The sequence below is a fragment of the Microbacterium sp. genome, from assembly GCF_040394595.1.
Taxonomy (GTDB): Bacteria; Actinomycetota; Actinomycetes; order Actinomycetales; family Microbacteriaceae; genus Microbacterium.
This window is the reverse complement of record NZ_JBEBSA010000001.1, coordinates 251,811-269,475: the sequence shown is the minus strand read 5'-3', so window position 1 is coordinate 269,475 and position 17,665 is coordinate 251,811. Positions and strand designations below refer to the sequence as shown.

Sequence of the window (17,665 nt, the reverse complement as noted above, 5' to 3'; positions counted from 1 at the left end):
GCCCTGTCCACCTCACGACGTGGTGAGTTCCTTGTGCAGCCAGACCGTGGCGTTGGGGTTGTCGTTGTAGGGCTCGACGGAGGTGAATCCGTTGCGTGCGTACAGCGCGCCGGCGGCTTCCAGCGTGTGATGGGTGTCGAGTACGAGCTCGGTCGCGCCGAAGACCCTGGCCCGTCTCTCCAGCTCCTCCAGGAGCGCGCGTCCGGTGCCTCGACCGCGCGTGAAGGGGCGCACGAACAGGTGCTTGACCTCGAAGCGCACGCCGGCGTCCCCATCGGGCAGCCGCCGGATGGCGCCGCAGCCCGCGATCTCCGACTCGCCGTCGTGCTCGTCGACGGCGAGCAGCAGCACGCCGTCGGGGTCCCGGAAGGCGTCCGCGCCGGGGAAGACCGGGCTGTACGCGTGGCCGGGGAACGTCTCCGCGCGCATCGTGAAGTACTCGGACAGGATTGCCACGGCTTCGGGAGCGACCGGGGAGACAGCGCGGAACGTCACCATGTGGCAACGGTACCGCCGACACCCGCCCGGCGTCGGCCCGCACGCCGTGCGCATCCATAGACTGGGGTCATGACCACGCAGGTTGCCCTTGTCGGCGGAACCGGGAAGCTCGGTCGCATCATCCATGAGGTGATCGACGGGCTCGACGGCTTCGAGGTGCGTCGCGTGCTCGGATCCTCCAGCGAGTTCGACGAACTCGACGGCGCGGACCTCGTCGTGGACGCCTCCACCCCGTCGGTGAGCGTCGAGGTCGTGCGCGCGGCGACCGATCGCGGACTCAACGTGCTCATCGGCACCTCCGGGTGGTCGCAGGAGCGCATCGCGCTGGTTCGCCCGCTCGTGGACGCGGCCGGAACGGGCGCGGTCTTCATCCCGAACTTCTCGCTCGGGTCGGCGCTCGGCACGGCGCTCGCGGCGGCGGCGGCGCCCTTCTTCGCGTTCGCCGAGATCATCGAGGCGCATCGCGACTCCAAGATCGACTCTCCCAGCGGCACCGCGGTGCGGACCGCCGAGCAGATGACCGCCGCCAGGGAGGGGCAGGCCCCGGTGGCCGCCCCGCACGCTGATCAGCGCGCCCGCGGACAGCGGGTGGCGGGCGTCCCCGTCCACTCCCTCCGCAGGCCCGGGGTGATCGCCAGGCAGGAGGTCATCCTGTCCGGCGCCGGAGAGTCGCTGACCATCACGCACGACACCGTCGACTCCGCCGCCGCGTACGCTCCGGGCATCCGTCTGGCGCTGCCCTACGCCCGCGACGCCCGCGGCGTGGTGGTCGGCCTCGAGAACATCATCGATCTCGGCCTCAGCCCGAGCGCATGAGCGCAGGCGTCGCCGTCCTCGGGTCGGTGCTGCTGGCGGGACGACAGGCCGGCGGAGCCGCCATGCGTGCGCTGGCGGCGGCGCTCGTCTCCGCAGGCGGCGAGCCGCGGTCGGCGGCGGCCCTCGCGGACGAGATCTGGGGCGACGCGCCGCCGCAGAATCCTCGGGCCGCGCTGCAGACCCTCGTCTCGCGGCTACGGTCGGCGGTCGGCGCCGATCTCGTCACCAGCACTCCCACGGGCTACGCCGTCCGTGCGGAGGAGACCGACCTGGGGCGCGCGCGGGCGCTCGCGGGCGGGGCGGAGGCCGCGGCGGCCCCGGAGGCGCTGGCACTGTGCGACGAGGCCCTCGCGCTGTGGCGCGGCGAGCCCGGCGACGACATCGGCGACGCACCGGCGGGGGAGCAGCTGCGGCGCGAGGCGAGCGTCGTCCGTGAGCGACTGCTGCGGCGGCGCGCAGAGTGCCTCGCGCTCTCCGGGCTCCCGGAGGAGGCGGCGGCCGCTTTCGCGACGCTGTCCGAGACGCATCCGTTCGACGAGGCGCTGCAGCACGGCCTGATGACCTCGCTGGCCGAGGGCGGCAGAGCGGCCGAGGCGATGTCCTCTTTCGCCGTCTTCCGGTCGCGGCTGGAGGAAGCGCTCGGCACCCGACCCGGCCGCGCCCTCACCGACCTGAACGCGTGTCTGCTCCGCGAGCAGGAGGAACGAGCGGTGCCGCGCGTGCGCATCGGCGTCCTCGCCGCCCCGAACGCCCTGATCGGCCGTGACGAGGCGCTGCGCGCAGCCGTGACGCTGCTCGGCACTTCCCGGCTGGTCACCCTCATCGGGCCGGGTGGGCTCGGGAAGACGAGGCTCGCGCACGCGGTGGCGACCGAGACCGACGCCCCGATGGCGGTCTTCGTGCCGCTCGCGGGCGTCCGTTCCGACGCCGACGTGCCCCTCGCGATCGCGGCGGCGCTGGGCATCGGAGAGGCGAACACCGCGAGCGGCAGGTTCTCCGATCCGAGAGCGTGGCCCGACCTCCGGGCGCGGACCGTGGCGGCGCTCGCCGACCGGGAGACGCTCATCGTCCTCGACAACTGCGAGCAGGTGATCGACGGCGTCGCCGACTGGGCCGCCGACCTGCTCGCCGTCGTGCCTGCGCTGCGCATCCTCGCCACGAGCCGATCGCCCCTGCTGATCTCGGCGGAGAGACTCCTCCCACTGGAGCCGCTCGAGATCGCGGAGGATGAGACGGCGCCCGCGGTGCGCCTGTTCCTCGAGCGGGCGCGGGCGGTGCGTCCCGGTGTCGCGATCGAACTCGACGCGGTGGCCCGCCTCTGCGCCCACCTGGACGGGCTGCCGCTCGCCATCGAACTCGCCGCCGCGCGGGCGCGAACCCTGTCCGTCGCGCAGATCGAGCAGCGTCTGCAGGACCGCTTCGCGCTGCTGACCTCCGGAGACCGCACGGCCCCCGCCCGGCATCGCACGCTGGAGGCGGTGATCTCCTGGAGCTGGGATCTCCTCGACGACGAGGCCCGCCGCGCCCTCGCGGTGCTCTCCCTGCTGCCGGGAGGGTTCTCCGGGGTGAGTGCCGCGGCGATCCTCCGCATCGGCTCCGCGGACGAGGTCCTCGGACGGCTGGCCGACCAGTCGCTGCTGCAGGTGATCGAGTCGCCCCTCGGGGTCCGGTTCCGGATGCTGGAGACGGTCAGGGAGTTCGGGGTCGCGCGGCTGGCCGATGCCGGCGCCGAGGGCGAGACCGGCGCGTGGCATGCCGTGCTGGACTGGGTGGAGGCCTTCACCGCCGAGCACGGCCTTCGAGCGGCCAACTTCCCGGGAGCGCTCACCGCTGACGCCCACCGCGAGATCGGCGCCGAGCACGACAACCTCGTCTTCGTGCTGAGACGGCTGCTCGCGGAAGGGCTCGACGTGCAGGCGGTGCGGCTGTTCGCCGTGCTGGGTCAGTCCTGGTTCATCCGTGGGAGCTTCAGCGAGCTCACCGGATTCGGGGCGCCTCTGCTGCGCGCGGCCGCACGGGTGCACGAGGACGACCTCCCGGTCGACATCATCGTGATGGCGACCGTCGTGGCGACGGTCGGATGCTTCATGTCCGACGACCCCGCGAGCATCCGCGGGCTCTCCGCGCTGCGCCGGAGGGAACGCGCGGCGGGGGAGCGGATGAGCCCGTCATGGCGTGCGCTCGCCCGGGTCTTCTCCGCCCCGGCGGGGCAGGACACGGTCGAGGACGCCCTGGCGACGCTGCGCGCATCCGACGATCCCTGGGCACGGCTGACCGGAGAGCTCCTCCTCGCGCACTTCTCGGAGAACCTCGGGCTTCCGGAGGTCGCGATGGAGTCGGCGAAGCGCGCGTGGGAACTCGCGAACGGGCTCGACGAGATCTGGGCGGCCGCGCTCGCCGCGGACAACGCCGCCGAGATGGCCGCGCAGTCCGACCGCCCCGGAGACGCGCTCGTCTGGCTCGACCGCGCCAGGACCGGCTATGAGCTCTACGCCGCGGAGGATCAGCTGCGGCAGCTGGACAGCGTGCGGGGCGGGGTGCTCCTCGCCCTCGGACGACAGGACGACGCCCGGGAGCTGTTCATGCGGCTCGCCCAGTCCGCCGACCTCTCGGGGGACGGACTGGAGATGGCCGGGATCGGCTGGTTCGGCGTCGCCGAAGGTCATCGGCTGGCGGGGGAGTGGGCGGAGGCCTCCGACGCCTATGAGCGCGCGATGAGTCGGTTCCACACCGCCGACCAGCGGCGGTCGCCGTGGTATCTGCTCGCCATGGCGGGCTATGTGTCGGCGAGGACGGCGGACCCCATCACCGGCGCTCTGCCGGTCGACCGCTGGGCGCGGAGGCTGCGGGGGAGAGCCCTTGCGGGCTACCGCCTGCGGATGCGGCTCGAGACGGTGGACCGTCCCGTGCTCGGCACCGTGCTGCTGGGCTGGTCGGCCTGGGCGCTGGGCCGTCCCGCCCTGACGGATCGCGGGATCGAGGCGATCGCGCTCGCCGAGGTGCTCGGAGTGCGGCAGGACCTGCCCAGTCTGCGACTGGCATGGCACCGGGAGCGGGCCGAGCGCCTCGTCGGCGCGGCGCCGGTCGCGGCCGCGCGGGATGCCGCCGGGAAGCTGACTCCGGCGGACCGGGTGATCCGCGGATACGCGGTGCTGGAGGGTCCAGGGGACGCCTGAGGGCGGAACGACCGGAGCCGCTCCGCCCCCGAACGCGGCCGCGTCACGCCTTGCGCATGTAGGCGCGCACCGTGAGCGGTGCGAAGATCGCGACGATCACCGCGGCACCGAGCAGCGAGATCCACGCGTCCGCGCCGAAGGTACTGGTGTTGACGAGGTCGCGCACTGCGGTCACCAGGTGCGACACCGGGTTGACGTTCACGAACCACTGCAGCCATGTGGGCATGGTGTCCACCGGGACGAAAGCGTTGGACAGGAACGTCAGCGGGAAGAGGATGATCATCGAGATCCCCTGCACACTCGACGCCGTGCGCGCGATCACGCCGAAGAACGCGAAGATCCAGCTCACCGCCCACGAGCAGACGATCACCAGCAGCCCGGCGGCGACCACGGCTCCGATTCCTCCGGCGGGGTGGAACCCCATCACGAAGCCCATCGCGAACGTGAGGGCCGTGGCGATCCCGTACCGTACCGTGTCGGCGAGCAGAGCCCCGGACAAGGGCGCGATGCGGGCGATCGGCAGGGAGCGGAACCGGTCGAACACGCCCTTGTCCATGTCTTCGCGCAGCTGGACGCCGGTGACCACCGAGGTGGTGATGACCGTCTGCACCAGGATCCCGGGGATGATGACCGGCAGATAGTCGACCACGTTGCCGGAGATCGCGCCGCCGAAGATGTACGTGAACATCAGGGTGAACAGGATGGGCTGCAGCGTGACGTCCATCAGCTGCTCGGGGGTGCGGCGGATCTTGACCAGCCCGCGCCCGGCCATGGTGAGCGTGTTCCGGAGGGCGAGCCCGAGGCTGGCGTGGTTGCGGAGACGACGCTCCGATGCCGGGACGATCGATGTGGCGGCGATGGCGCTCATGCGCGCACCTCGGCTTTCTCTTCTGCGGGCTGCGTCTCGTCCGAGGTGGAGCGGCCCGTGATGGTGAGGAAGACCTCGTCGAGCGTGGGCTTCTGCACGCTCATCTCGGTCAGGCGGATCCCGGCCTCGCGCAGGGTGATCAGCAGGTCGGTCACTCGATCGGCGTCCGCCATGGGGGCGGTGATCCGTGAGGCCTCGGGGGAGAGCGTCCCCCGCACACCGAGCACGCGCTCGACGGCGCGGAGGGCGTCCTCGGTGTCCGCGGAATCCGCGACCCGCAGTTGCAGCGACGAGGTGCCGACCGAGGCCTTGAGCTCGTCGGCGGTGCCCTCGGCCACGACCTTGCCGTGGTCGATCACCGCGATGCGATCGGCGAGCTGATCGGCCTCGTCGAGGTACTGCGTCGTGAGGAGAACCGTGGACCCGGTACGGACCAGGTCGCGGATGGTGTCCCACATCTGGCCCCGGGTACGGGGGTCGAGGCCCGTGGTGGGCTCGTCGAGGAAGATCAGCGGAGGCTGCGCGATGAGGGAGGCGGCGAGGTCGAGACGGCGCCGCATGCCTCCGGAGAACTGCTTGAGCGGACGTCGCGCGGCGTCGGTCAGCCCGAACCGCTCCAGGAGATCGGCGGATTTGGTCCGAGCCTCCGCGCGGGACAGGCCGAGCAGCCGCGAGAAGATCATCAGGTTCTCGTTGGCGGAGAGCGTCTCGTCGACCGAGGCGAACTGCCCGGTCACGCCGATCAGCTGGCGGACGATGTGCGCCTCGCGCACCACGTCGTGGCCGAAGATGCGGCCGCTGCCGCCGTCGGGACGCAGCAGCGTCGCGAGCATGTTGATGGTGGTGGTCTTGCCTGCGCCGTTGGGGCCGAGGACGCCGTACACGGATCCGGTGCGCACGCGCAGATCGACGCCGTCGACCGCGCGGTTCTCACCGAAGACCTTCACGAGTCCGTCGGCCTCGAGGGCCCAGTCGGCAGAGGTGTGTGTCATGGGACGAGCATCCGCCGCCGCACTTTCACCGCGCTGTCGGTCCGCTGTCGCCCCCTGTCAGCGGACCGGCTCGGCCGAAACTAGGATCGGAGGATGTCCTCTCGCCTCGGCGTCGCCGTCATGGCCGCCGCTCTGATGCTGTACATCGTCGTGGTCGGCTGGCTCGCCGTCATGTTCCTCTCGACCGGGACGCCGGTCTCGATCGGAATGGGCGTCGCCCTGATCGTGCTCGCGCCGCTGGGACTCTGGGCGATGATCCGGGAGCTGGTGTTCGGCTTCGCCGCCGACCGGCTCGGCAAGCAGCTCGACGGCGAAGGCGGGATGCCGGAGGCGCCGGAGAACCTCAGGCCCAGCGGTCGGCTGCTGGCGGAGGACGTTGGGCCCTTCGTGCAGAAGTACGAGGCGGAGGCCGGCGCGGCGCCGGGGGACTGGCGTGCACGCTACCGTCTCGGGGTGGTGCAGGAGGCCGCGGGACGCCGGAAGGACGCCCGCGGCAGCATCCGCGAGGCGATCCGGCTGGCGAGGACCGCCGCCTGAGACCGCCTCGCGCGACGCTCAGGCGAGCGCGGCCTCCAGGGTGATCTCGATGCCGGCGAGCGCCTGGGAGACCGGGCATCCGGCCTTGGCGCCCTCGGCGAGCTGCTGGAACTGCTCGGGCGTGAGGCCGGGGACGCTGGCGTTCACGTTGAGGTGGCTGCCGGTGATCCCCGTCCCCGGCTTGAACGTGACCGACGCGGTCGTGTTGATCCGCTCCGGCGGCGTCCCGTTCTCGGCGAGCGCGTTCGAGAGCGCCATGCTGAAGCACGATGCGTGGGCGGCCGCGATGAGCTCCTCGGGGGTGGTCGTCGTGTCCGAGCCCTCGCTGCGCGCCTTCCAGTCGATCGGGAAGGTCCCGAGGCGCGAGGACGAGAACGCGACGGTGCCGGATCCCTCGAAAAGCGATCCGGTCCAGGTGCTGGTGGCTTCGCTGGTGACGGGCATGGTTCCTCCTCGGTTCGGGGCAGGTCGTGCGGCCAGCCTACCCAGCGGGAACGCCGGAAGGAACCGGTCAGGCGATGCCGTCGCGCAGCACCCCGGCTCGCCGCAGCAGCAGGTAGAGCTCACAGCCGAGGCAGAAGCCGAAGGCGGCGTTGAGGAACGCCGCGACGAACGCGGCGGCGGTCGCGATCGGCAGTGCGAGCGGCACGCCCACGAGCTGCAGGACGAGCCCGACGACCACCACGAAGAGGCCGACACCCTGCGCGAAACGCGGCGGCCTCGGATCCTCGAGCTCCTTCGGGGCGGAGAGCCGGGGACGCACGACCGTGCGGAAGAGGACGGCCCAGGGCTGCGTCCGCGGGGAGAGGACGCCCCAGAGGAACAGCGCCGCGATGACGAGGGTCAGCAGGAAGGCGGGATCGACCACGCGCTCGTCCAGCGGTGCGGAGGGGAGGCCCCATCCGCCGTCCGTGCTCGGGGAGTCGCTGATGACGAGGCGGGAGGCCGATGCGCCGACGAGCCCGAGGAAGGTGGCGAGCAGGGTCAGGACGGCCGTGATGGTCGCGGCGATGCGCGGGCCGCGGGGATCGATACCTACCGGTGTCATCGTGCCTCCTGGAGAGCGGGGAGCTCGTCGAGAGCCCGGAGGACATCGGACCTCGCCGGCACGCCGACGAAACGGGCCCGCACCGTGCCGTGACCGTCGACGAGGAAGGTCGTGGGCGTCGTGCGGATGCGATGGCGGGCCGCGAGGTCGGTGCGGTGCGTCAGGTCGATCTCTCGGTGGGCGACGCCGTGGGCGCCGGAGACCAGGTCGCGCAGCATCCTCCGCACCTGCGGGCAGCGGGCGCAGAACTCGGTGCCGAACTGCACGAGGGTCCCGCGGTCTCCGAGCGGCCCGTCCAGCTCGGAGGGCGCCACGCGGGCGTCGCGGTCGGAGGGGCCGCGTCGTCGGCCGTCCCTGATACGCCAGACCAGACCTACGGCGGTCGCCGCGAGGACCAGGGCGCCCAGAAGGACGAGGGCGAGGGAGAGGTGCACGGCACGAGGCTACGCCGCGCCGCCGGAGACCGTCGCGGATGTGACGTCCGATGACGCCCCCGATGTCGGGAGCCGCGGGTATCGTGGCTTGCATGATCGTCGCCACGCCGTACGAAGACCTGCTCCGCGACGTGCTGGCGAACGGCACGCACAAGGACGACCGCACCGGCACCGGCACGACGAGCGTCTTCGGCCGTCAGATCCGGTACGACCTGTCGCAGGGGTTCCCGCTGATCACGACCAAGAGGGTGCACTTCAAGTCCATCGCCTACGAGCTGCTGTGGTTCCTGCGCGGCGACTCGAACGTGCGCTGGCTGCAGGAGCACGGGGTCACCATCTGGGACGAGTGGGCGGATGCCGAAGGCGACCTCGGCCCCGTCTACGGGGTGCAGTGGCGATCCTGGCCGACTCCGGACGGCGGGCACATCGACCAGCTCGCGCAGGTGATCGAGCAGATCCGGCAGACCCCCGATTCCCGGCGCATCATCGTGTCGGCGTGGAATCCCGCCGACATCCCTGACATGGCTCTCGCGCCCTGCCACGCGCTGTTCCAGTTCTACGTCGCGGACGGCCGCCTGTCCTGCCAGCTCTATCAGCGCAGCGCCGACCTCTTCCTCGGCGTCCCCTTCAACATCGCCTCCTATGCGCTCCTCACGATGATGATCGCCCAGCAGGCGGGGCTGGAGCCGGGCGACTTCGTCTGGACGGGCGGCGACTGCCACATCTACGACAACCACGTCGACCAGGTCGTCGAGCAGCTCACCCGGGAACCGTATCCGTATCCCACGCTGCGCTTCGCGCGGAAGCCCGCGTCGCTCTTCGACTACGAGTACGACGACTTCATCGTCGAGGACTACCGGCATCACCCGTCGATCCGAGCGGCGGTCGCGGTATGACCTGGGCGGGACTGATCTGGGCCGAGGCGCGCGGCGGCGTCATCGGAGCATCCGGCGGTATGCCCTGGCACGTCCCGGAGGATCTCGCGCACTTCAAGGAGACGACCATGGGCGAGCCCGTGGTGATGGGGCGGAAGACCTGGGACTCCTTGTCCGACCGGTTCCGGCCTCTGCCCGGCCGGAAGAACATCGTCATCACCCGGCAGCAGGACTGGTCGGCGGAGGGGGCGCGTCGCGCGTCCGATGTGCAGGACGCCGTCCGCGGGCTCGACCGCGTCTGGGTGATCGGCGGGGCCGAGATCTTCGCCCAGGTGATCGCCGACGCCGACCGCCTCGAGGTCACGGAGCTCGACCTCGAGGTCGCGGGAGATGCCTATGCTCCTTCCAAAGAGGGATGGCGGCTCGTCTCCGAGGGGGAGTGGCAGACGTCGCGTACGGGCGTGCGCTTCCGGTTCCTGAGGTACGAGCGCTGATGCCCACCGCACTGATCACGGGAGCGAGCGCAGGGCTCGGGGCCGAGTTCGCGCGACAGCTCGCGGCGCGCGGCGCGGATCTGATCCTCGTCGCCCGCACGGCCGAGGCGCTGGACGCGCTCGCGGCGGAGTTGCGGGAGGAGCACGGGGTCGCCGTGGAGGTGCTCCCGGCCGACATCTCCGTCGAGTCGGAAGTCGAACGGGTCGCCGACCGTCTCCGGGACGGTGCGGACCCCGTCGACCTGCTCGTCAACAACGCCGGCTTCGGCCTCCCGCTGCAGTTCGCGGACAACGACATCGCTGACGAGGTGCGGCATCTCCGGGTGCACGTGGAGGCGTCGATGCGTCTCATGCACGCCGCCCTGCAGACGATGAGGGGTCGTGGCGGGCGGATCGTCAACGTGGCCTCGGTCGCCGGGTTCATCTCCCGCTCGACGTACTCCGCCTGCAAGAGCTGGCTGATCGGCTTCAGCCGCTGGGCGAACGCGGAGTACTCCCGCGAGGGCGTGACGGTCACCGCCGTGTGCCCGGGGTTCACGCACACGACCTTCCACGAGCGCATGGGCCTCGCCCCGGGGAGGGAAGGCATCCCGGCGATCGCCTGGCTCGACGCCCGCAGCGTGGTGCGTGAAGGTCTCCGGGATGCGGCCCGCGGGAAGGCCGTGTCCATCCCGTCGCTGCGCTACAAGCTCGTGGTCGCCCTCACCGGTGTGCTGCCGCGCTCTCTGACGGCCGGTGTCGCGCGACGCGGCCGTGTCTGAGCGTCCTCGTAGACTCGTCGTATGAGCTGGCCGTTCGGCAGGAAGAACCGTCCGCAGGACGCAGACGAGATGCTGCGGCAGTATCACGCGGAGGAGGCGGTGCGACATGCCGCCTCCGGGACGAGCGCCCGGGCATCGAGCACGATCTCGGAGTTCGTCGTCGAGGACGTCTTCACGATCACGGGTCGGGGGCAGGTCGTCACCGGCAGGACGACGCTCGGCACGATGCGCGTGGACGACCGCGTCGTCGTGCTGAGAGCCGGCGCGGATTCGGCGGAGACCCGTATCACGGGCATCGAGATGTTCCGGAAGCGCGCGACGGAGGCACCCGCCGGGGTCTCCGCGGGCCTGCTGCTCGCGGGCAAGGTCGAGGTCGGCCGGGGAGACATCATCCGGGTGGCTCCCGGCGCGTGAGCGGCGGCCGAGGCGCTAGCCTGGGAGCATGACGCACTCGGGCAACCCCTTCGGCCAGGTCCTCGTCGCGCTGATCACTCCGATGACAGCCGACGGCGAAGTCGATTGGCCCGCCGTCGAGAAGCACATGGACGACGTCATCTCCGGCGGCGCCGACGGCATCGTCGTCACCGGCACCACCGGCGAGACCTCCACCCTCACCGATGCCGAGAAGCTGCGCCTCGTGGAGGTCGGCAAGGACGTGTCCGCCGGTCGCGCGAAGATCATCACGGGTGGCGGCTCGAACGAGACCGCCCACGCGATCGAGCTCTACAAGGCCAGCGAGAAGGCCGGCGCCGACGGCATCATGATCGTCACGCCGTACTACAACAAGCCCACCCAGGCGGGCATCCTCACGCACTTCCGCCTCGTCGCGGACGCCACCGACCTCCCGGTGATCCTCTACGACATCCCCGGGCGCACCGGCGTGCCGATCAAGTACGAGACGATCCTGCGCCTCGCCAAGCACCCGAATATCCTCGCGGTGAAGGATGCCAAGGGTGACTTCTCGGAGGTCAGCCGCGTGCTGAACCAGACCGACCTGATGTACTTCTCCGGCGACGACGCGAACGTGCTCCCGCACCTGTCGATCGGTGCGACCGGGATGATCGGCGTCACCGCGAACATCACATCGGCTCCGTACCGGGCGATCGTCGACGCGGTGAACCGCGGCGACCTCGCCGCCGCCACGGCCGAGCACCAGCGTCTCGAGCCGCTGGTCCGCGCCGTGATGACGCACGTCCCCGGAACGGTCTCCGCGAAGTACGTCCTGCACGGGCTCGGCCGCATCGGCAGCCCCCGTGTGCGTCTGCCCCTCGTCGGACCGGAGGAGTGGGAGGCCGCGATCATCGAGGACGAACTCGCCCTCGTGACGGACATCCCCGGCGCCGACTTCTCGAACTTCCGCCCCGACCGCAATGCGGCCGCCGGCGGCGCCCTGCCCAAGGTGCACGGCACGACCAGGTGAACATCGCGTCGCACTGCGCCGGCACGAAACGAACGGGCACGATCGTGTCCGACTGAGGAGACATCATGTCCATCCCGATCGCCGATCCCGAACCGCTGGCCTCCGGCACCCTTCGCGTCACCCCGCTTGGCGGGCTGGGCGAAGTCGGCCGCAACATGACCATCTTCGAGATCGACGGCAAGATCCTGATCGTCGACTGCGGCGTGCTCTTCCCCGAGGAGCACCAGCCCGGCGTCGACCTGATCCTGCCCGACTTCGAGCCGATCAAGGAGCGCCTCGACGACATCGTCGGCGTCGTGCTCACCCACGGTCACGAGGACCACATCGGCGCCGTGCCCTACCTGCTGCGGCTCAAGAACGACATCCCTCTGATCGGTTCGGGGCTGACCCTTGCGCTCGTCGAGGCGAAGCTCAAGGAGCACCGGATCAAGGCCTTCACCCTGACGGTGAAGGAGGGGCAGCGTGAGCAGGTCGGTCCGTTCGACCTCGAGTTCGTCGCGGTCAACCACTCGATCCCGGATGCCCTCGCGGTCGCCATCCGCACCGAGGCGGGGCTCGTGCTCGCCACCGGCGACTTCAAGATGGACCAGTTGCCCCTCGACGGCCGCATCACCGACCTGCGGTCATTCGCCCGCCTGGGGGAGGAGGGCGTCGACCTGTTCCTCGTGGACTCCACCAACGCCGACGTCCCCGGGTTCACGCCGACCGAGCGCTCGATCGGACCCGTCCTGGACCAGGTGATCGGGAAGGCACCGCGGCGGGTGATCGTGGCGAGCTTCTCGAGCCACGTCCACCGCGTGCAGCAGGTCATCGACGCCGCGCACGCTCACGGCCGCCGCGTCGCGTTCCTCGGTCGCAGCATGGTGCGCAACATGACGATCGCCGAGGACCTCGGCTACCTCAAGGTGCCCGACGGCGTGCTCATCGACTACAAGAAGGCGCGCGACCTCCCCGACGACCAGATCGTGTACATGTCGACCGGATCGCAGGGCGAGCCGATGGCGGTGCTCAGCCGCATGGCCAACCTCGATCACGCGATCGAGCCCGGCCCCGGGGACACGGTGATCCTCGCCTCGAGCCTGATCCCCGGCAACGAGAACGCCGTCTACCGGGTGATCGACGGGCTGACGAAGCTCGGGGCGAACGTGGTGCACAAGGCCAACGCGCGGGTGCACGTCTCCGGTCATGCCGCGGCGGGGGAGCTGCTCTACTGCTACAACATCCTCGGCCCGAAGAACGTCCTTCCGGTGCACGGCGAGTACCGCCACCTCATCGCGAACGCGAAGCTCGCGCAGGACACCGGGATCCCCGAGGAGCGCACGATCATCGCCGCCAACGGCACGGTGATCGATCTCAAGGGCGGCGAGGCGCGGGTGGCGGGCCAGCTCGACCTGGGGTTCGTCTACGTCGACGGCTCGACGGTGGGCGAGATCACCGAGGCCGATCTGAAGGATCGCAGGATCCTCGGCGAGGAGGGCTTCGTCTCGGTCATCGTGGTGGTCGACTCCGCGACCGGGCGCATCATCTCCGGGCCGGAGATCCACGCGCGCGGTGTCGCCGAGGACGACGCGGTGTTCGACGACGTGGCGCCGAAGATCGTGGCGGCGCTCAAGGAGGCCGCGGGCAACGGCGTGCGGGACAACCACGCGCTGTCGCAGATCGTGCGCCGGACGATCGGCCGCTGGGTCAACCAGAAGCTGCGCCGCCGTCCGATGATCGTGCCGCTCGTCATCGAGGCCTGACACCCCGCGGAGTTCGTCGGAGAACCGCGTCATTACGCGGGAATGTCGGCTGTTCGGCGTAGCGTGGACGCATGGCCAGGAGCACCACGAAGTCCGCGCGCGCGTCCGAGGGCGCTTCGTCGCGCCCGAAGCGGCAGACGGCGCCGAAGTCGCCCGCGAAGGCCGCTCCTGCCCCCAAGAAGTACATTGACGAGGCGGACAAGGCGCCGGTCGGCGTCCGGATGTGGCTCGGCCTCGCTCACGGCGTCGGCGGACTGTTCCGTGTCTTCGGCCCGGAGAGCCTTGACAAAGAACAGCGTCGCGACGGCTTCCCGTTCTTCATCGTGCTGCTCGCCTGCGCTGGCGCGGTCGTGGAGTGGTTCTTCATCGGCAACGAGATCGCGAAGACGGTCAGCGCCTACTCGGTGGGGCTCTTGGTGGGGCGCACGGCGTTCCTCATGCCGGTGCTCCTCCTGCTCCTCGCGGGCTGGTTGTTCCGCCATCCCTCCTCGGTGCACGACAACGGTCGCATCGGGATCGGCTTCGGCATGCTGGTGGTATCGATCGCCGGCGTCTGCCATGTCGCCTCCGGAGCCGCGGACGGACAGGGTGTGATCGTCAGGGCCCAACCGCGTGACGGCATGCCCGCGCTGAGCGAGGCCGGCGGGCTGTTCGGCTGGATGATCGGCGAGCCCCTCGCGCATCTGACCGACATCGTCGCCTACATCGTGCTCGGACTGATCGCGGTCCTGAGCATCCTGATCTTGACCAAGACGCCGCCGAACCGCATCGGCCAGCGCCTCGGAGACCTGTACGCCTGGATGTTCGGGGCCGAGCGCTCGGCCGCCCAGCCGGCAGCGACGCCGGAGGGCGGCGCCGAGACCGCGGACGAGAAGGACGACTCCCTTCCCTGGTGGCGGCGCAACAAGACCGGCCGCGAGGAGGATCCGGACGAGAACGTCGACTCGCAAGCCATCACCGCGCTGCTCGACGACTCCGGGTCCAAGGCGGCGTACGACCAGGCGGTGATCGTCGACGACGACCCGTACCCTGCGGACGCGGCGACCGAGGTGCTCACCGACGTGAGCGCGCTGACCGACCTCCTCGACGAGCAGAGCACCACCGCGCTGCTCGACGACTCGGGGTCGACTGGAGAGCTCCCGGGTCTCGACGGGTTCGGGACAGAGGGGCCGGGCGCCGGCGCCCCGCAGCCCCCTGCCGCGCCGTATGTGCTCCCTGCCCCGTCCGTGCTGAGCGAGGGACCGCCCTCGGTGGCGCGGTCCGAGGCGAACGACCGCGTTGTGCAGCAGATCACCAACGTGCTCACGCAGTTCAACGTCGACGCCAAGGTGACCGGGTTCTCGCGGGGGCCGACGGTCACCCAGTACGAGGTCGAGGTCGGCCACGGCGTCAAGGTCGAGAAGATCCTGCAGCTGAGTAACAACTTCGCCTACGCGGTGGCGTCGAACGACGTGCGGATCCTCTCGCCGATTCCGGGCAAGAGCGCGATCGGCATCGAGATCCCGAACACCGACCGCGAGAAGGTGTCGCTCGGCGATGTGCTCCGTTCTCCGGCCGCGCAGAAGAGCACGCACCCCCTGACGATCGGCGTGGGCAAGGACGTGGGCGGCAACTTCGTCGTTGCGAACCTCGCGAAGATGCCCCACCTGCTGGTGGCCGGCTCGACCGGGTCGGGCAAGTCGAGCTTCGTGAACTCGATGATCACGAGCCTGCTGATGCGCGCCCGTCCCTCGGACGTGCGGATGGTCCTCATCGATCCCAAGCGCGTGGAGCTGACCAGCTACACCGGCGTGCCGCACCTGATCACCCCCATCATCACGAACCCGAAGAAGGCCGCCGAGGCGCTGCAGTGGGTCGTGAAGGAGATGGACATGCGGTACGACGACCTCGCGTCGTTCGGCTTCCGCCACATCGACGACTTCAACCGGGCGGTGCGCGCCGGCGAGGTCGAGGTCCCTCCGGGCAGCGAGCGGGTGCTCAAGCCGTATCCCTATCTGCTCGTGGTCGTCGACGAGCTGGCCGACCTGATGATGGTCGCCCCGCGCGACGTCGAGGACTCGATCGTCCGCATCACGCAGCTGGCGCGCGCCTCCGGGATCCACCTCGTGCTCGCCACCCAGCGACCGTCGGTCGACGTCGTCACCGGTCTGATCAAGGCCAATGTGCCGTCGCGCCTGGCGTTCGCGGTCACCAGTGTGACGGACAGCCGCGTGATCCTGGACAGCCCCGGTGCCGACAAGCTGATCGGCCAGGGCGATGCGCTGTTCTCCCCGATGGGCTCGTCGAAGCCGTTCCGTCTGCAGGGCGCGTGGGTCGAGGAGAGCGAGATCGACGCCGTCGTCAAGCACGTCACCGGCCAGGCCCGCCCGGAGTACCGCCCCGATGTGCAGGAGGCGGCCGCAACGCAGAAGAAGGAGGTCGACGAGGACATCGGCGACGACCTCGAGCTGCTGCTCGCCGCGGCGGAGCTGGTCGTGTCGACGCAGTTCGGATCGACCTCGATGCTCCAGCGCAAGCTGCGGGTGGGCTTCGCCAAGGCGGGACGTCTCATGGACCTGCTCGAGTCGCGCGAGATCGTCGGCCCCTCGGAGGGATCGAAGGCCCGCGACGTGCTGGCCACCGCGGAGCAGCTGCCCAGTGTGCTCGCCCGTCTGCGCGGAGATGAGCCCGCGTCGTCTGCTCCCGCTGCGGCCGCGGCGCCCTCCGCGCCCGCGGCCCCGGCGGCCGGGGCCGACGACCTCTACCCCGAGGACCCGATCGAGGCCCAGTACCGCGACCTCCCCGTCGTCGAGAGCGACGGCGATGAGGACGCCTGGGGCCTGACGGGACGCGACTGATGGCCATCCCCCGGCAGCTGCCCAATGCGATCACCGTCGCCCGCATCCCGCTGGCGGCGCTCATCTTCGTGCTCCTCCTCCTGGGGGGCGCGAGCGGTGACGCGAACCTCGGTCTCCGCTGGACGGCGGCGATCCTCTTCATCGTCGCGATCTCCACCGACTGGGTGGACGGCTATCTGGCCCGCAAGTACGACATCGTCAGCGACTTCGGGAAGCTCTGGGACCCGATCGCGGACAAGCTGCTGACGGGTCTCGGCTTCATCGGACTCGCGATCCTGGGGGAGCTGCCCTGGTGGGTCGTCGCGATCATCCTGGTCCGCGAGTGGGGCATCACGATCCACCGCCTGATGGTGGCGAAGGAGCACATCGTCGCCGCGGCCTGGATGGGGAAGATCAAGACCGCGGTGCAGGGCGTCGCACTGTCGTGGATGCTGCTCCCGCTCCATGTCTGGATCGGCCTGCCGATCTGGCACGGCGTGACGCTGGTGCTGATGATCGCTGTCCTGGTGCTCACGGTCGCGAGCGGGATCGACTACGTGGTGGCGCAGGTGCGGGGATCGCGCAAGGCGAGCTGATGAGCGACACCGTGGAGCTGCTGGCCGCGCTCCGCGGCCGAGGATGGACCCTCGGCATCGCGGAGTCCCTCACCGGAGGGGCGGTCGCGGCCGAGGTGGTGACCGTGCCCGGTGCGTCCGCGTCACTGCTCGGTGCGGTCGTCGCCTACGCGACTCCGGTGAAGCACACCCTGCTCGGCGTCGACGGCGAGCTCCTCGCGGCGAACGGCCCGGTGCATCCCGAGGTCGCGCGTGAGATGGCGGTCGGGGTGCGGCGCGCCGTCGCAGTCGACGGGCGTCCCGCCGATGTGGGCATCAGCACGACCGGGATCGCCGGCCCCGACTCCCCGGACGGCCAGCCGGTCGGCACCGTGCACGTCGGCGTCGTGACGCCCGAGTCCCAGCGGGTGCACTCCTTCGTGTTCGCAGGCGACCGCGAAGCGGTGCGCGCGCAGGCGAGGGCCGCCGCGATCGCCGCGGCGCTCGAACTCGTCCGGGAATAGCGTGCGGGCCTGGTCGGTTCCAGTTGACATGCCGAGTGTGCAAGACGCCCTCACAACCAAACCACAGCGAGAAACAGTAGATTCAGAGGCAGCCGGTCGCGTTAGACTGG

The 17,665-nt window shown here is 70.6% G+C and carries 18 protein-coding genes; 12 read left to right on the top strand and 6 right to left on the bottom strand.

From position 1 onward, the window contains the following. Positions 1-12 precede the first annotated feature (12 nt). Entirely contained in the window at positions 13-498 is a 486-nt protein-coding gene (locus tag ABWO84_RS01420; protein WP_353111764.1) for a GNAT family N-acetyltransferase, read from the bottom strand. Between the two features lie 69 nt (positions 499-567). On the opposite strand from ABWO84_RS01420, the gene dapB reads away from it, so the two are divergent. Next, on the top strand, positions 568-1,314 hold the full coding sequence (dapB, locus tag ABWO84_RS01415; RefSeq protein WP_353111762.1) for a 4-hydroxy-tetrahydrodipicolinate reductase: 747 nt from the start codon (positions 568-570) through the stop codon (positions 1,312-1,314). Next, positions 1,311-4,490 (top strand): ATP-binding protein, encoded by a 3,180-nt coding sequence (locus ABWO84_RS01410; protein WP_353111760.1) that lies wholly within the window; start codon positions 1,311-1,313, stop codon positions 4,488-4,490. The genes dapB and ABWO84_RS01410 overlap by 4 nt, the downstream gene beginning before the upstream one ends. 43 nt (positions 4,491-4,533) lie before the next feature. Here ABWO84_RS01410 and ABWO84_RS01405 read toward each other — a convergent pair whose 3' ends face one another. Together ABWO84_RS01405 and ABWO84_RS01400 are read right to left on the bottom strand one after the other, a co-directional pair. Then, on the bottom strand, positions 4,534-5,358 hold the full coding sequence (locus ABWO84_RS01405; protein WP_353111758.1) for an ABC transporter permease: 825 nt from the start codon (positions 5,356-5,358) through the stop codon (positions 4,534-4,536). Then, complete coding sequence (locus ABWO84_RS01400) at positions 5,355-6,350, bottom strand: ATP-binding cassette domain-containing protein (protein WP_353111756.1); 996 nt, start codon at positions 6,348-6,350, stop codon at positions 5,355-5,357. Before ABWO84_RS01400 ends, ABWO84_RS01405 begins: the two co-directional genes overlap by 4 nt. A 93-nt stretch (positions 6,351-6,443) precedes the next feature. Here ABWO84_RS01400 and ABWO84_RS01395 point away from each other — a divergent pair, with 93 nt between their 5' ends. After that, complete coding sequence (locus ABWO84_RS01395; RefSeq protein ID WP_353111754.1) at positions 6,444-6,887, top strand: hypothetical protein; 444 nt, start codon at positions 6,444-6,446, stop codon at positions 6,885-6,887. 18 nt (positions 6,888-6,905) lie between these two features. On the opposite strand, the gene ABWO84_RS01390 is transcribed toward ABWO84_RS01395, so the two are convergent. From ABWO84_RS01390 to ABWO84_RS01380, 3 genes are all read right to left on the bottom strand, one after another. Then, the gene (locus tag ABWO84_RS01390) at positions 6,906-7,331 is read right to left on the bottom strand and encodes an OsmC family peroxiredoxin (protein ID WP_353111752.1); all 426 of its coding nucleotides are present in this window, start codon (positions 7,329-7,331) and stop codon (positions 6,906-6,908) included. Between the two features lie 67 nt (positions 7,332-7,398). Continuing rightward, the gene (locus ABWO84_RS01385) at positions 7,399-7,935 is read right to left on the bottom strand and encodes a DUF4395 family protein (protein WP_353111750.1); all 537 of its coding nucleotides are present in this window, start codon (positions 7,933-7,935) and stop codon (positions 7,399-7,401) included. Beyond that, a complete protein-coding gene (locus ABWO84_RS01380) occupies positions 7,932-8,369 on the bottom strand; it encodes a TlpA family protein disulfide reductase (RefSeq protein ID WP_353111748.1) in 438 nt (145 codons plus the stop codon). The genes ABWO84_RS01385 and ABWO84_RS01380 overlap by 4 nt, the downstream gene beginning before the upstream one ends. Positions 8,370-8,461: 92 nt before the next feature. Here ABWO84_RS01380 and ABWO84_RS01375 point away from each other — a divergent pair, with 92 nt between their 5' ends. The 9 genes from ABWO84_RS01375 to ABWO84_RS01335 all read left to right on the top strand — a co-directional run bounded on the left by ABWO84_RS01375 (position 8,462) and on the right by ABWO84_RS01335 (position 17,555). Continuing rightward, positions 8,462-9,265: a thymidylate synthase gene (locus ABWO84_RS01375; RefSeq protein ID WP_353111746.1), complete on the top strand. Its 804-nt coding sequence runs from the start codon at positions 8,462-8,464 to the stop codon at positions 9,263-9,265. After that, entirely contained in the window at positions 9,262-9,738 is a 477-nt protein-coding gene (locus tag ABWO84_RS01370) for a dihydrofolate reductase (RefSeq protein WP_353111744.1), read from the top strand. Before ABWO84_RS01375 ends, ABWO84_RS01370 begins: the two co-directional genes overlap by 4 nt. Beyond that, positions 9,738-10,499 carry an SDR family NAD(P)-dependent oxidoreductase gene (locus tag ABWO84_RS01365; RefSeq protein WP_353111742.1) on the top strand — a complete coding sequence of 254 codons (762 nt, stop codon included), beginning with the start codon at positions 9,738-9,740 and terminating at the stop codon, positions 10,497-10,499. The genes ABWO84_RS01370 and ABWO84_RS01365 overlap by 1 nt, the downstream gene beginning before the upstream one ends. Before the next feature lie 21 nt (positions 10,500-10,520). After that, the gene (locus ABWO84_RS01360) at positions 10,521-10,913 is read left to right on the top strand and encodes an EF-Tu/IF-2/RF-3 family GTPase (protein WP_353111740.1); all 393 of its coding nucleotides are present in this window, start codon (positions 10,521-10,523) and stop codon (positions 10,911-10,913) included. Positions 10,914-10,941: 28 nt separating this feature from the next. Next, positions 10,942-11,919 carry a 4-hydroxy-tetrahydrodipicolinate synthase gene (gene dapA / locus ABWO84_RS01355; protein ID WP_353111738.1) on the top strand — a complete coding sequence of 326 codons (978 nt, stop codon included), beginning with the start codon at positions 10,942-10,944 and terminating at the stop codon, positions 11,917-11,919. 65 nt (positions 11,920-11,984) lie between these two features. Continuing rightward, positions 11,985-13,661: a ribonuclease J gene (locus tag ABWO84_RS01350; protein ID WP_353111736.1), complete on the top strand. Its 1,677-nt coding sequence runs from the start codon at positions 11,985-11,987 to the stop codon at positions 13,659-13,661. A gap of 71 nt (positions 13,662-13,732) precedes the next feature. Continuing rightward, on the top strand, positions 13,733-16,498 hold the full coding sequence (locus tag ABWO84_RS01345) for a DNA translocase FtsK (RefSeq protein ID WP_353111734.1): 2,766 nt from the start codon (positions 13,733-13,735) through the stop codon (positions 16,496-16,498). Further along, entirely contained in the window at positions 16,498-17,073 is a 576-nt protein-coding gene (gene pgsA / locus ABWO84_RS01340) for a CDP-diacylglycerol--glycerol-3-phosphate 3-phosphatidyltransferase (protein ID WP_353111732.1), read from the top strand. The genes ABWO84_RS01345 and pgsA overlap by 1 nt, the downstream gene beginning before the upstream one ends. Beyond that, positions 17,073-17,555: a CinA family protein gene (locus tag ABWO84_RS01335; RefSeq protein WP_353111730.1), complete on the top strand. Its 483-nt coding sequence runs from the start codon at positions 17,073-17,075 to the stop codon at positions 17,553-17,555. Before pgsA ends, ABWO84_RS01335 begins: the two co-directional genes overlap by 1 nt. Positions 17,556-17,665: the final 110 nt, after the last annotated feature.

What these genes read in the sequence shown, in the direction of transcription:
- ABWO84_RS01350 (WP_353111736.1), top strand. Translation starts at nt 11,985, where the DNA reads ATGTCCATCCCGATCGCCGATCCCGAACCGCTGGCCTCCGGCACCCTT.
- ABWO84_RS01400 (WP_353111756.1), bottom strand. Translation starts at nt 6,350, where the DNA reads ATGACACACACCTCTGCCGACTGGGCCCTCGAGGCCGACGGACTCGTG.
- ABWO84_RS01335 (WP_353111730.1), top strand. Translation starts at nt 17,073, where the DNA reads ATGAGCGACACCGTGGAGCTGCTGGCCGCGCTCCGCGGCCGAGGATGG.
- ABWO84_RS01390 (WP_353111752.1), bottom strand. Translation starts at nt 7,331, where the DNA reads ATGCCCGTCACCAGCGAAGCCACCAGCACCTGGACCGGATCGCTTTTC.
- ABWO84_RS01370 (WP_353111744.1), top strand. Translation starts at nt 9,262, where the DNA reads ATGACCTGGGCGGGACTGATCTGGGCCGAGGCGCGCGGCGGCGTCATC.
- ABWO84_RS01375 (WP_353111746.1), top strand. Translation starts at nt 8,462, where the DNA reads ATGATCGTCGCCACGCCGTACGAAGACCTGCTCCGCGACGTGCTGGCG.
- ABWO84_RS01395 (WP_353111754.1), top strand. Translation starts at nt 6,444, where the DNA reads ATGTCCTCTCGCCTCGGCGTCGCCGTCATGGCCGCCGCTCTGATGCTG.
- ABWO84_RS01420 (WP_353111764.1), bottom strand. Translation starts at nt 498, where the DNA reads ATGGTGACGTTCCGCGCTGTCTCCCCGGTCGCTCCCGAAGCCGTGGCA.
- ABWO84_RS01385 (WP_353111750.1), bottom strand. Translation starts at nt 7,935, where the DNA reads ATGACACCGGTAGGTATCGATCCCCGCGGCCCGCGCATCGCCGCGACC.
- ABWO84_RS01360 (WP_353111740.1), top strand. Translation starts at nt 10,521, where the DNA reads ATGAGCTGGCCGTTCGGCAGGAAGAACCGTCCGCAGGACGCAGACGAG.
- dapA (WP_353111738.1), top strand. Translation starts at nt 10,942, where the DNA reads ATGACGCACTCGGGCAACCCCTTCGGCCAGGTCCTCGTCGCGCTGATC.
- ABWO84_RS01405 (WP_353111758.1), bottom strand. Translation starts at nt 5,358, where the DNA reads ATGAGCGCCATCGCCGCCACATCGATCGTCCCGGCATCGGAGCGTCGT.
- ABWO84_RS01410 (WP_353111760.1), top strand. Translation starts at nt 1,311, where the DNA reads ATGAGCGCAGGCGTCGCCGTCCTCGGGTCGGTGCTGCTGGCGGGACGA.
- dapB (WP_353111762.1), top strand. Translation starts at nt 568, where the DNA reads ATGACCACGCAGGTTGCCCTTGTCGGCGGAACCGGGAAGCTCGGTCGC.
- pgsA (WP_353111732.1), top strand. Translation starts at nt 16,498, where the DNA reads ATGGCCATCCCCCGGCAGCTGCCCAATGCGATCACCGTCGCCCGCATC.
- ABWO84_RS01345 (WP_353111734.1), top strand. Translation starts at nt 13,733, where the DNA reads ATGGCCAGGAGCACCACGAAGTCCGCGCGCGCGTCCGAGGGCGCTTCG.
- ABWO84_RS01365 (WP_353111742.1), top strand. Translation starts at nt 9,738, where the DNA reads ATGCCCACCGCACTGATCACGGGAGCGAGCGCAGGGCTCGGGGCCGAG.